The organism is Gemmatimonas sp. (assembly GCF_021298855.1).
Taxonomy (GTDB): domain Bacteria; phylum Gemmatimonadota; class Gemmatimonadetes; order Gemmatimonadales; family Gemmatimonadaceae; genus Gemmatimonas.
Genome location: NZ_JAJTHI010000038.1, coordinates 34,509 through 47,289 on the forward strand (window position 1 = coordinate 34,509; position 12,781 = coordinate 47,289).

General features: G+C 69.3%; 7 protein-coding genes. 5 read left to right on the top strand and 2 right to left on the bottom strand.

The features are described from left to right. Nucleotides 1–167: 167 nt before the first annotated feature. The 3 genes from LW840_RS12135 (at nt 168) to LW840_RS12145 (ending at nt 6,146) form a co-directional block, all read left to right on the top strand. Complete coding sequence (locus tag LW840_RS12135) at nt 168–2,357, top strand: S9 family peptidase (RefSeq protein WP_291277060.1); 2,190 nt, start codon at nt 168–170, stop codon at nt 2,355–2,357. Between the two features lie 184 nt (nt 2,358–2,541). Further along, nucleotides 2,542–5,613, top strand: a complete 3,072-nt coding sequence (locus LW840_RS12140; RefSeq protein ID WP_291277061.1) for a hypothetical protein — start codon at nt 2,542–2,544, stop codon at nt 5,611–5,613. Nucleotides 5,614–5,651: 38 nt separating this feature from the next. Next, nucleotides 5,652–6,146 (top strand): hypothetical protein, encoded by a 495-nt coding sequence (locus tag LW840_RS12145; protein ID WP_291277062.1) that lies wholly within the window; start codon nt 5,652–5,654, stop codon nt 6,144–6,146. Between the two features lie 51 nt (nt 6,147–6,197). Here the strand turns inward: LW840_RS12145 and LW840_RS12150 are convergent, their stop codons facing one another. Together LW840_RS12150 and LW840_RS12155 are read right to left on the bottom strand one after the other, a co-directional pair. Further along, nucleotides 6,198–7,469, bottom strand: a complete 1,272-nt coding sequence (locus LW840_RS12150; protein WP_291263626.1) for a DUF1566 domain-containing protein — start codon at nt 7,467–7,469, stop codon at nt 6,198–6,200. Between the two features lie 245 nt (nt 7,470–7,714). After that, on the bottom strand, nt 7,715–11,266 hold the full coding sequence (locus tag LW840_RS12155; RefSeq protein WP_291277063.1) for an amidohydrolase family protein: 3,552 nt from the start codon (nt 11,264–11,266) through the stop codon (nt 7,715–7,717). Nucleotides 11,267–11,306: 40 nt separating this feature from the next. Here LW840_RS12155 and LW840_RS12160 point away from each other — a divergent pair, with 40 nt between their 5' ends. Then, complete coding sequence (locus tag LW840_RS12160; RefSeq protein WP_291262031.1) at nt 11,307–11,675, top strand: DUF423 domain-containing protein; 369 nt, start codon at nt 11,307–11,309, stop codon at nt 11,673–11,675. Nucleotides 11,676–11,808: 133 nt separating this feature from the next. Next, nucleotides 11,809–12,597: a sulfite exporter TauE/SafE family protein gene (locus LW840_RS12165; RefSeq protein WP_291269288.1), complete on the top strand. Its 789-nt coding sequence runs from the start codon at nt 11,809–11,811 to the stop codon at nt 12,595–12,597. The last annotated feature ends 184 nt before the right edge of the window (nt 12,598–12,781 follow it).

Sequence of the window (12,781 nt, forward strand, 5' to 3'; positions counted from 1 at the left end):
TATCTCCGGTGAGGGTGGGGAGTGTACCGGTCCCGAACGGGATCGCGGGTCCTCACTGTGGAGAGCCGGAAGATGGGCCAAAGGATTCCGCGCCGCACGCCGGACTTTCCCGACCCGCCCCCGGGGGCGAATTTCCGGAGTTGGTTTCCCCTACCCCAGACCATCCAATGCGTCGCTCCGTTCTCCTGACCGCCGTTGCGGCGGCCACCCCCTGGGCCCTGCTCGCGCCCGCGGCGGCCCAGGCCCAACCCCGCGCGCTCACCGCGGCCGACTACGCCCGGGCCGAGAAGTTCCTCGGCTTCAACACGCAGCCGCTCGTTTCCAACACCGGCGTGCAGCCCGCCTGGCTCCCTGACGGGCGCTTCACCTACCGCGTGCGCCAGAGCGATGGGACCCAGCCGCTCCTGCTCGTGAACGCCAAGGGGGTGAAGACCAACTGCGCCACCGCCGGGGCCGCCTGCCCGCCGGAGACGCCGCGCGCCACTCCGCGCAACCGCGGCAACGCCCCCGAAGTGCTCTCCCCCGATGGCAGCAAGGCGGCGTTCATTCGCGACTGGAACTTGTGGGTGCGGGATGTGGCCACCAATCAGGAAACAGCGCTGACCACCGACGGCGCACCCGACTACGGCTACGCCACCGACAACGCCGGCTGGGTGCACAGCAACCGCGCCATTCTGCTCTGGTCCCCCGACTCGAAGAAGATTGCCACCTTCCAGCAGGACCAGCGCAAGACGGGGGAGATGTACCTGGTGCGCTACAAGGTGGGGCACCCCGAGCTGCTGCAGTGGAAGTACCCGCTGCCGGGTGACAGCACCATCACCATGATCGAGCGCGTGGTCGTCGATCTCTCGGGCACCGCGCCCAAGGTCGTGCGCTTCAGGATGCCTCCCGACCAGCATCGCAGCTCGGTGTGCGACCACATCGCCTGCGGCGGCAAGCTGGCCGATACGGAGTGGTTCCCCGACGGCAGCACGGTGGCGTTCCTCAGCAATTCGCGTGACCACAAGATTGCCACGCTGCGCGTGGCCGACGCCACCACGGGCGAGGTGCGTGACGTGCTGCGCGAGGAAGTGGCCACGCAGTTCGAAAGCGGCGATGGCGACCAGAACTGGCGCGTGCTCCCCGCCAGCAACGAGGTGATCTGGTTCTCCGAGCGTGACGACTGGGGGCAGCTGTACCTCTACGACCTCACCACGGGCACGCTCAAGAACAAGATCACCACCGGCGACGGCACGGTGCTCGACATTCAGCGCATCGACCCCAAGTCGCGCACCATCTGGTTCGTCGCGGCGGGCAAGGAGGCGGGGCGCGACCCGTACTTCCGCCATCTCTACCGCATCGGCATGGACGGCAAGGGGCTGACGCTGCTCACGCCGGAGGACGGCGACCACAACGTGTCGCTCTCGCCCACCGGGACGCACTTCGTGGACAGCTGGTCGCGCCCCGACCTGCCGCCCACCGCGGTGCTGCGCGACGCGCGCACGGGCAAGCTCATTGCCACGCTCGAGAAGGGGGACATCAGCAAGCTCGTGGCCATGGGGTGGAAGCCGCCCACGCGCATCACCACCAAGGATCGCGACGGCAAGTGGGACCTGCATGGCCTCATGTGGACGCCCACCACGCTCGACAGCACGAAGAAGTACCCGATCATCAACTACATCTATCCGGGGCCCCAGGGCGGCTCGGTGGGCTCGCGGCAGTTCACGCCCTCCACGCGCGACAATCAGGCGCTGGCGGAACTGGGCTTCATCGTGGTGGCCATCGACGGTACCGGCAACCCGACGCGCTCGAAGTCGTTCCACGACGCCTACTACGGCCGCATGGGCGACAACACGCTCCCCGATCAGATCGCGGCCATGCGCGAACTGGCGCGCCGTCATGCGTTCATCGATCTCGACAAGGTGGGGATCTGGGGGCACAGCGGCGGTGGGTTTGCCACGGCCGGCGCCATGTTCCGCTACCCGGACTTCTTCAAGGTGGGCATTGCGGAGTCTGGCAATCACGACAACCGCAACTACGAAGACGACTGGGGTGAGCGCTACCACGGCCTGCTGGTGCGCAATGGGGCCAGTGACAACTACGAAGCCGAGGCCAACCAGACGCTGGCGAAGAATCTCAAGGGCAAGCTGCTGCTGGCGCACGGCACGCTCGACGACAATGTGCCGCCCGACAACACGTATCTGGTGGTGGACGCGCTCATCAAGGCGGGCAAGGACTTCGACCTGCTCATGATTCCCAACGCGGCGCACGGCTTTGGTGCGGCCACGAACTACATGATGCGCCGCCGCTGGGACTACTTCGTGCAGCATCTCCTGGGCGCGACGCCGCCCAGGGAGTACGTGATCGGGCCGAAGTAACGGGGCCGGGGTCGGGCTCCCGGTCGTGGGTTCGGCGCCGGTCCCGCCCGCAACCGGGGGACCGGCGCCACGGTGGTTGGCAGAGCGCGGGCGTTCGCCGCCGCCTAGCTTGGCGGGGCAGGAATCCCCCGGTCATGCCCATGTGGTGCCGCGGGTCGCCATCCAGACAATCGCCGAGGTCTGCATGCAGGTCGCTGGTCTGCTGTCATTTGCGGTCATCATGGGGGCGGCCCCCCTTCTGGCCCAGCCGCGCTCCGACCCGGCGGTGCCGCTCCACTTTCGCATGATCGGCCCGCACCGGGGCGGTCGTGCCACGGCGGTGACCGGGATTGCCGAGCGCCCACACGAGTTCTACATGGGCACCACTGGCGGCGGGGTCTGGAAGACCGACGATGCCGGCACGCACTGGACCAACATCACCGACGGCTTCCTCGATGTGGGGAATATCGGGGCCATCGATGTGGCGGACAGCGACCCCGACGTGATCTGGGTGGGAACCGGGTCCGCGTCCATTCGCGGCAACTCGTCGGTGGGCCGTGGGGTATGGCGCTCGACCGATGGCGGGCGCACGTGGCAGTTTCGCGGGCTGCGCGAATCGGGCGCCATCGGGGAGCTCATCGTGCATCCGGACAATCCGGATGTCGTGTGGGTGGCCGCCGTGGGCCATCCATTCGGCAAGAACCCGGACCGCGGCGTGTTTCGCACCACCGACGGCGGCGCCACCTGGCAGCGCGTGCTGACGCTCGACGATTCCACCGGGGTCGTGTCGCTGGCGCTCAACCCCGCCAATGCGCGCGAGCTGTACGCAGGCGCCTGGCGCGCCGAGCGCAAGCCGTGGACGATGATCTCGGGCGGGCCGGCTGGTGGCGTGTACAAGAGTACCGACGGCGGTACCAGCTGGACGAAGCTCGGTGGTGGCCTTCCTGCCGGGCTCGTGGGCAAGGTGGGGCTCGCCATCTCGGCGGCCAACCCGGATCGCGTGTTCGCCCTTGTCGAGCACGCCACGCAGGGGGGGCTCTACCGCAGCGACGATCGCGGCGCGTCGTGGCGTCTGGTCTCCGACGACGCGCGCGTGCGCGCCCGGCCGTTCTACTACACGCACGTGGTGGCCGACCCCACCAATGCCAACACCGTCTGGGTGCTCAGCACGCCCCTGCTGCGTAGCACCGACGGCGGGCGAACGTTCGAGCAGGTGCCCGTGCCGCACGGCGACACGCACGACCTGTGGATCAATCCGCGCACCCCGCGCATCTTCGCGCTGTCGGACGACGGCGGCACGGTGGTGACGCTCAACGGCGGGCGCACCTTCAGCACGATGTACAACCAGCCCACCGCCGAGCTGTACGACGTGGTGGTGGACCACCAGCATCCGTATCGCGTATACGGATCGCAGCAGGACAACTCGGCCATCAGCGTGCTGTCGCGGCGGCTGGGCAATTCGCTGCGCCCGCAGCAGGAGTGGGGCTATGCGGCGGGGTGCGAAACCGGGCCGGTAGCGCTGCACCCCGACCACCCCACCCTGATCTTCGGTGGCTGTTACGGTGGCAACCTCAATCGCTACGACGTGGCGCGCGACTCCCGGGTGAGTGTGGGCCTCGGGCTCGAGAGTCAGCAGGCGGCACCGGTCGCGCTGCGCGATCGCTGGCAGTGGGTATCACCCATCGTGGTGAGCCCGCACGATCCGCGCACCGTGTACCACGCGAGTCAGTATCTCTACGTGAGCCGCGACGCCGGCGATACATGGACCCGCATCTCCCCCGACCTCTCGCGCAACGACACCACCCTGCAACGTTGGTCCGGCGGCCCCATCACGCCGGACAATACCGGCGTGGAGATGTTCGGCACGATCTTCAGCGTCGTGCCGTCCCCGCATGAGGCCAGCACCATCTGGGTGGGCACGGACGACGGTCGTGTGCACCTCACCCGGGACCACGGGGGCAACTGGCGTGACATCACGCCACCCGGCATGCCGCCGTACGCGACCGTCAATCGCGTGGAGGTGTCGCCACACGATCCCGGTCGCGCCTTCGTGGCCGTGCATCGCTACCGCGTGGACGACTTCACCCCGTACGTGTGGCGCACCGACGATTTCGGCCGGACGTGGACACGCCTCGGCACCGGGCCGGGCGGGCTCCCGTCTGATCACTTCGTGCGGGTCGTGCGCGAAGACCCCGAACGCCGGGGGCTGCTGTACGCCGGCACGGAATTCGGCCTGTTCGTGTCGTTCGACAACGGGGGGCGCTGGCGCCCGCTGCAAGGCAATCTGCCGCGCACGCCCGTCACCGACCTCCGGGTGCATCGGGGCGATCTCGTCGTGTCCACGCAGGGGCGGTCGTTCTGGGTCCTTGATGATCTCACGCCCGTGCGTGAACTCGCCACCGACACCACGGTGGGCGTGGCCCGGCTGTTCACCCCGCGGCCGGCGGAACGTGGCACGATTGGCGTGCCGCTGCAGGAGGTGGACCTCGTGCTTCCCGATGACCGCCCGTTCGGGGCCATGCTGCACTACACGCTCTCGCAGGCGCAGCCGGGATTGGCGCTCGAGGTCCGCGACAGCACGGGGCAGGTGCTACGGACGTGGCGTGGCGACAGCACGCTGGCCACCGCCGGGGCCCATCGGGTGGTGTGGGATCTGCGTGGCCCGGGCCCCCGATCGGCGCGGGATCCGCAGGGGCAACGGGGGCGTGGGGTGAAGATGCCGCCGGGGCGTTACACCGTGCGGCTGGTCGCCGGCGGCGTCACTCAGGAGCGCCCGCTGCAGATCGTGCCCAACCCCACGGCGGGGCACACGCAGACCGATTACGCCGCGCAGTATGCGCTGGCCGTGCGCGTGCGTGACAGTCTGTCGGTGCTCACGCGCACGCTGGACGCGCTGCGCGACGTGCGTGCCGGCGCCGCGCCGCTTCGGGCGCACGCTGCGGCGGCCGTGGCGGCGGCGGCCGACAGCGTCGTGCGCGCGGCCGACGCGATCGATGCGGAAACGGGGCCGGCACGTCCCACCGGACCGGCGGGCCCGGCCGGGCTCGCGATGCAGTACCAGACGCTGTACGGTGCGCTGGTCGGCGACGGTGGCTACGGCAGCGGGTCGGCCGAAGGGCGGCCCACCGCCGCCCGCGTGGCTCGCGAGACGGAACTGGCCGCGCAGTGGACGGCGGTGCGGGCCCGCGCAGAGCGGGTGCTTGGCCCGCTGCTCGATCGACTCAATACCGCCGCCGCGCAGGCCGGTATCCCGGCGGTCTCCAGGCCACGGCCATGACGCGTCGGGTACGGACATTCATCCATGGGAGCCCCCGCATGCCCCGAGTGACGGGTTGGACCACGTTTCGCATTTCGCGCGTCATTGGTGCCACGATCGCCGCGGCCCTGTGCGCGTCGGCGGCCTCGGCACAGTCGCCGAACACCGCCGCCCGCGACTCGGCCGACGCGCTCGCGACCTTTCGCGAGAACCTCGACGCCATCCACAAGCGCGACAAGGCGCGCTATCTCGCCACCTATGTGCACACCGAGCGGCTGGTGCGGCACTCGCCGAACGCACTCGAGACCGGCTATGCCGGGTGGCCGGCCATCACCGACAACGCCTGGCCCGACACGCTCATCGTGCGGGAGATGCGCGTGGTGCCGCTCGCCCCCGGTGTCGTGTACGGGTATTACCGCTACGTGGGGGTGCCCACGCCCGGCGACACGCTCACCGGCGTGTCGACGCGCGTGTTCGTGCGCACCCCGGAAGGGATGCGCATCACGGTGACCGCCTCCTGGAACGATGCGGTGCAGGCGCGCCGGCGGGAGTGACGCGGCCGGCACGCCGGAGGTCGCCACGCTGCCACGCGACGGCGCGGACCGTCAGCGCCCGCCGCGCACGCAGCGCACGGCATTGGCAATGCGAACCTCGTCCCCCTGCGGGCCGAAGCCGTTCGGGTACTGCGCCGGATCGCCGCGCTTGAAGTCGGCGCGCTGCGCACCCGCCCCGTGCACGTCGAGCAGTTGCCGCCGCCCGGAGCCCGGTGGCATCTCCATATACCCCAGCGCCCGCCCGAACGCGACGTACACCGCCTTGCCGTACTTCGCGTCGGCCGGTCCGTCCGCAATCGTGGTGGAGGTCCAGAAGTAGGATTCCACCCTGCTCACCTGCAGTGGCGGCGCGATCGCCGCGCTGCCGGTCGCGGCCGGCGCGCGGGTGTAGTCAACGATCGTGTGCAATTCCTTGGCATTGGGCAGCCGCCAATCCGTGGCCCCGCCCAGTGTGAGCGCCACGCAGGCGGCGAGCGCCTCGCGCCAGGGACGGACCACACCGTCGTCGATCTGCTGCCACACGAGACCCGTGGCGGCGTCCATCACCGTGCCGTTGCCCTGATCCGTGAAGCGGTTCGCGCCGTACGCCGGTCCACGCACGTACCGCACCCGCATCCGCTGCGGCACCGCACCGGCGGAGCCGGGTTCATCGCGCGGGTACCCCTTGATGCGCCCATCGGCGAAGTTCACCCCGAACACCGTGGCGTCGTTGTTCATCGTCGTGGCCACATAGGCGGTGGACGACCACAGTTGCACGTCGAAGAACCGCTCACCCGGGGCGTAGGCGAATGCGAACCGGGACGTGTCCAGAAACGGGATGGAGGTCGTGGCGACCGTCGAGAAGTAGCCGCGTCCGAAATCGATGAGCGTGTAGAGCTCCTTGATGGTCGGCACGCGCCAATCGGCGTGGCCACCGGTGCGCAGCGCGGCGGCGCTGGTCTGCGCCTCGCTCCACGACATGGGACCCGCGACCGCGCTCGTCCAGGTGAGGCCCGTGTTCAGATCGGTCACGGTGCCGTCGCCGTTGAGGCGGAAGCTCGGCGTCGGGCCCGGTGTGCTGCCGTCCTGCCCGGAGAATGCCTGCCCACGCGCGGGGCAGGTGATCGGTGCGGAGTCGTCGAAGCACAGCGTCTGGCCGGTGCCGGGCACCTTGGCCGCGCCGGGCACCGGAGTCGGTGTGGGCGACGGCACCACGCTTTCGGTCGACCCGCCACCACAGGCTGCCACACTCACCACGAGCAGGGCGCACCGGGCAAAGCGCCAGCCGGCGCCACTGGCGCCGCCGTGCGGGATTTCGAGCGACGTGAAGGCCGGCATCGGCATGGAGGGACTCCGGGTTGCGTGATCGAATCGCCGGGAACGCCCCCCTACGATGCGACCGCCCGTTCTTCCCCGCGTAAGGGAATGCCCGACCCGGGCACGGTGGTGGCACGAACCGCGTAGCACGGACCACGCCCGGCTGTCGTTTCGCCGCCGTTGCCGGCACCCGGTCCGGCACAAGAAAGGGGCGCAGGCGGAAACCGGTCCGCCTGCGCCCGTCGTATTCCTCCCAATGACCTGTCCGCGGGTCAGCGCATGCCCGCGCCCGCCACCGGCACCGTGTAGCTCCACGGCTGTTTCACCAGCGGCTTCCGGCGCGGGTGCACTTCGTCCAGCGTATTCGCGTCGAAGAGCCGGCCGTTCACCATCACCATGCGCAGGGTGTTGGTGTTGCGGATGTTCACCAGCGGGTCCGCATCCAGCACCAGCAGATCGGCAAACTTGCCGGGTTCGAGCGACCCGATCTCGCCGCCCAGGCCAATCGCCTCGGCACCCACGATGGTGGCCGCGCGCAGGGCGTCGTGGGTGCTCATGCCGCCGGACTGCACCAGCCACAGCTCCCAGTGCATGCCCAACCCCTGCAGCTGACCGTGGCTGCCAACACCCACACGGCCACCACGCTCGACGGTCTTCGCGAGATCCTCGGCGTGCTGCCACATGGCGTACTCCTCCTTCACCGCGAAGCCCGCCGGTCCGGGGGCGTTGCCCGCCCCACGACGCCGCACCTTGCTGTCGAAGTCCACCGGATGGGTGAAGCGACGCAGCTTCGTGTCGTTCAGCAGATCCTCGGTCTGATAGAACCATCCCTCACCGAACGGCCCACCGTACTCCACCACCAGCGTGGGCGAGTTCGTCACCTGGGTGGCCTTGTACCACTCGAACACGTCGTCGAACTTGGGCGTGATGGGCAACGTGTGCTCGATACCCGGGTAGCCGTCGATGCCATGGGTGATGTTGAGCTTCTGATCGAGCCCGCCTTCGGTGGTGGGCATGATCCCCAGCTCCCGCGCCGCCATGATGATCCACTGCCGCTGCTGGCGGTTGCCGCTCATGTACATCTTGAGCGTCTTGGTGTCGTAGTACCTGGCGTAGCGCGTGAGGATGTCCTTCGCGTGCGCGAGGTCCCGCACCGGCTCGGCGCTGAAGACGCCAGGGCCCGTGGTGTAGATGCGCGGCCCGATCATCTCCCCGTTCTCCACCCGATCGCTGTACGACAGGAAGTCGGTCGTGGCGGTCTGCGGATCACGCGTGGTGGTGGTGCCGTACGCGAGCGTGGCCAGGTACTGCCACGTCTGCGTGTTGTGGATGTTGGGCGTGAGCCACTGCGGGTGGTAGTGCGTGTCCACCATGCCGGGCATGATCACCTTGCCGGTGGCGTCGATGATCGTGGCCCCCTCGGGAATGGTCACGCTGCCGCGCGCCCCCACCGCCACGATGCGCTGGTCCTTCACCACGAGGTCGGCGTTTTCGATGATCTCCTTCCCCTTCATCGTGATGGCCTTCGCCCAGCGAAACACCACCGTGCCCTTGGGCAGGTCACGCAGGCCGGCCACCTCGACGCGCAGCTCGCTCGCCTTGTAGCCGGGCGGCGTCTTCTTGGTGGTGTCGGCCTTGGCGATCGAATCGGCACGCGCGATGCTGTCCTTCACCGACTTTGTGGTGTCGGCCCGCAGCCGCGCCTTTCGCTTGTCCTCGGCTTTCAGCGAATCCTCCACCACCTTCGCGCGGTCGAGATCGTAGGTGAAGAGCGCGTTGCCCAGCCCCCAGTGCACCTTGCGCCCATCGGCCGCCCAGGTGGCGAACTCGCCGCCAATGGTGTTGAGCTTCTTCACCGGTACCGGCGCCGCCTCCGGCGACGCCACGCTCACCGTGGGGGGCGTGGCCCCCACGAGCGGCACGGTCACGGTGTAGAGATCCATCCCCACCGTGGCCAGCGCCTGGTCACCAGTGGGCGACATCACGATGAGCGAGGCCGGCGGCGCCGACGGCGTGGGCTCCATGTCGTGGCCGTCGTCGAGGTGCATGCCCTGACTGACCGGACGGGCCGATCGGCCGCCGAAGGTGAGCTTCGCCTCCTTGGCCACCAACGCGCCGTCCAGGTTCCCCGCGTTCGGCGGCATGGGCCCGGTCACGCGCAGGTGCGTCTTGATGTCGGTGCCGTCCCAGCGGAACGACTGCAGCCCGCCGCTGACGCTGTAGGCGAAGATGCGCGTGCTGTCGCGGGTGAAGTGCGGCGTGCTCATCCCGCCCGCCGGCATGATGAGATTCACCGCGCCCCCGGTGGCCGGCAGCCACACCAGCTCGGCGGCCGCGGGGCCGAAGAAGGCGCCGCCGGCTTCCTGCATTTCTCGTGCGGCCGCGCGCGAGGCCACGAGGCGCGCGCCGGTGGGCGCCCATGCCAGGTCGGTGTACAGCCCGGCCACGGTGCTGAGCGCGCGCGTCCGCCACACGCCCTTGGCGTCACGATCGGCGCGCATGATCTGGCCACCGCGCGCGTCTTCCCAGGTCACGTACGCCAGCGACTTGCCGTCGGGCGACCACACGGGGTTGAACTCGCCATGCGCCGCGCTCGACACGCGCGCGGGTTTCATGTCGGCGAACGCCATCACGTACAGGCGGTCGAGCGCCGTGAACGCCAGCGACTTGCCGTCGGGCGACGGCTGCAGATCGCGAATCTGCCGCGCCGTGAAAGTGGGCGTGGTGTCCACCTTGTACGCGAACTTCACCTCGGGGGCCAGCTCCAGCTTCACTTCGGCGGTGAAGGGAATCTTCACCGGCGCCGTCTTGTCGATGGGCACCCGCCAGAACTCGCCGCCGTAACTCACCACGATGGCCTTCGAATCGGGCGTGAAGGCATAGCCCGGATAGGCATCCATGGGCGCGCGCGACTCCATGTCGTCACGCTGCACGGGGAACGCCAGCCACTCTTCCTGCTGCGTCTCGAGGTTGCGGCGCATGAGTCCCGTCTTCGTTTCGAAACGCGTGGCATACACCAGCCACTTGCCGTCGGGGGAGAGCGCCGGGCGCGCCCCCGATCCGTAGCGCGTGCTCATCTGCGATACGCGTCCCGTCTCACGGTCCCACACGGCCAGCTGATACTGGGGACCAATGCTGTTGTACTGCCAGTCGCCCGTGCGGGTGGCAAACCACATGAACCGCGGGTTGTTGCCGAACGCGGCGCCCAGCTGCTTCTGATTTGGCGGCGCGGCGGGCTGCGTGCTGAGCGGCACCCCGTTGCCACCGTCCACATGGTACATCCACAGCTTCGCCGTGCCGCCCAGGCCACCGCTGCGTGAGGCCACGATGTACTTGCCGTCGGGAGCGTACTCGGGCGAGACGTACAGGTTGTTGTTCCCCTTCGTCACCTGCGTGCTGTCGCGCGTGTCGAGCGCCAGCGTCCACACGTTGTCGCCGCCGGACCGGTCGGAGACGAACACCACCGACTTGCCGTCAGGGGAGAAGCGCGGCTGGGCATCGTAGGCCATGCCGCTGGTGAGCCGCGTGGCGGTACCGCCGGCCACGGGCATGGTGTACAGGTCACCCAACAGGTCGAAGACGAGCGTCTGCCCATCGGGCGAGACATCCACGCTCATCCACGTGCCCTTGCTCGTGGTGAAGGTGTGGGTGCGGGCGGCCTTGAGCGGGAGGCCGGCCGAGGAGGGCGCGGGTTGGGCCGACAGCGGTTGGCCCGCCAGCGCAGTGACCGCCAGTACGGTGACGGCCAGGGTTCCCGCCGCCAGTGCGCACGGCCGGGAGCAGAAGGGGAGCATGAGCAGTCCTTGGGGTAAGAGGCTGCGCATACTCTACAGTGCGGAGGAGCCGCTCACTAGGTTTCCAGCAATGGACCGCCTTTTCCTCCTCATCGGCGCGCTCTCCGCCGGCATTTCCGTGGCCGCCGGCGCCTTCGGGGCCCACGCCCTGCGCGCGCGCGTCGAACCGCGCCTGCTCGAGGTGTTCGAAACGGGCGCCCGGTATCAGATGTATCACGCCCTGGCGCTCATCGCGGTGGCCTGGGTCGTTTCCCGCGCGCCGTCCACGGTGGGCACCGCGGCCGGCTGGCTCTTCCTGGCGGGCACCCTGCTCTTTTCGGGCTCGCTCTACGCGATGACCTTCACCGGTATCCGCGCGCTCGGTGCCATCACGCCGTTGGGCGGGGTCTGCTTCATCGCGGGGTGGGTCTGCCTGGCTCTGGCGTCGCGACAGCCCTGAGCACACGCCGTGGCGCTGACCTCCGTCAGCGTCGCGACAGCCCTGCGCACACGCCGCGGCGCTGACCTCCGTCAGCGTCGCGGATCCCACGCCATGGGTCGCGGAGCGGGGCGCGCGGGGTGATCCTTCCTGCATGCTCCTCTCGCAGCCTACTCCGTCCCAACTGGCCGCCATCGCCGCGGTATCCGCCATCAGCGGCGCGGTGAACTCCATTGCCGGCGGCGGCACTCTGCTCACCTTCCCGGCGCTGCTGGGGCTGGGGGTCACGCCGGTCGCTGCCAACGCCACCAGTACCGTGGCGCTCTGGCCCGGGTCCTTTGCCAGCATGATGGGGTATCGCCGCGAACTGCAGGGCGCCGAGCGGTGGGCCGTGAAGCTCGCGATCCCCAGCCTGCTGGGCGGTCTCACGGGGGCCGCCCTGCTCATGGCCACCTCCGACGAGCAGTTCCGCGCCATCGTGCCGTGGCTGGTGTTCGGCGCCACCCTGCTCTTCGCCTTCCAAGGCAAGGTCATGCAATGGCTGCGGCATTACATCACCGAAGTGCCGCACGGGCCCACGCCCATCGAGCCCACGCGCGCCATGATGCTGGGGCAGTACGTGGTGGCCATCTACGGTGGCTACTTCGGCGCCGGCGCCGGCATCGTGATGCTGGCGGCATTTGGCCTCATGGGGATGACCAACATCCACCGCATGAACGGCCTCAAGAACTTCAACGGCATCTGCTTCAACGGCATTGCCGCCATCACCTTCGCGGTGAAGGGGCTGGTGAACTGGCCCATTGCGCTGGTCATGGCGCTCGGCTCGAGTGCCGGCGGCTACGCCATGTCGGGGCTCGCGCAGAAGGTGCCGCAGGCGTGGGTGCGAGGCGCGGTCTCACTCATCGGTATCGGCAGCGCGGTCTGGCTCTTCGTGTCGCGCTAGCCGGCTGGGGACTACGCGGGGCAACGGCGCGCGATCGCCGACGCGTTGGCAGGGACGCGTTGGCACCTACGTGTTGGCAGAAACGCGTTGGCGCCCACGATGAGGAGCGCGTGCGCCAACGCGATGCAGGAACGCGATGCCACAACGTGGGTCGGGGTCGGGGGGCGGCGTTGCCGGCGGCGGA

Excerpts from the sequence above, each read along its gene's own strand:
- LW840_RS12135 (WP_291277060.1), top strand. The coding sequence starts at position 168 with ATGCGTCGCTCCGTTCTCCTGACCGCCGTTGCGGCGGCCACCCCCTGG.
- LW840_RS12140 (WP_291277061.1), top strand. The coding sequence starts at position 2,542 with ATGCAGGTCGCTGGTCTGCTGTCATTTGCGGTCATCATGGGGGCGGCC.
- LW840_RS12145 (WP_291277062.1), top strand. The coding sequence starts at position 5,652 with ATGCCCCGAGTGACGGGTTGGACCACGTTTCGCATTTCGCGCGTCATT.
- LW840_RS12150 (WP_291263626.1), bottom strand. The coding sequence starts at position 7,469 with ATGCCGATGCCGGCCTTCACGTCGCTCGAAATCCCGCACGGCGGCGCC.
- LW840_RS12155 (WP_291277063.1), bottom strand. The coding sequence starts at position 11,266 with ATGCGCAGCCTCTTACCCCAAGGACTGCTCATGCTCCCCTTCTGCTCC.
- LW840_RS12160 (WP_291262031.1), top strand. The coding sequence starts at position 11,307 with ATGGACCGCCTTTTCCTCCTCATCGGCGCGCTCTCCGCCGGCATTTCC.
- LW840_RS12165 (WP_291269288.1), top strand. The coding sequence starts at position 11,809 with ATGCTCCTCTCGCAGCCTACTCCGTCCCAACTGGCCGCCATCGCCGCG.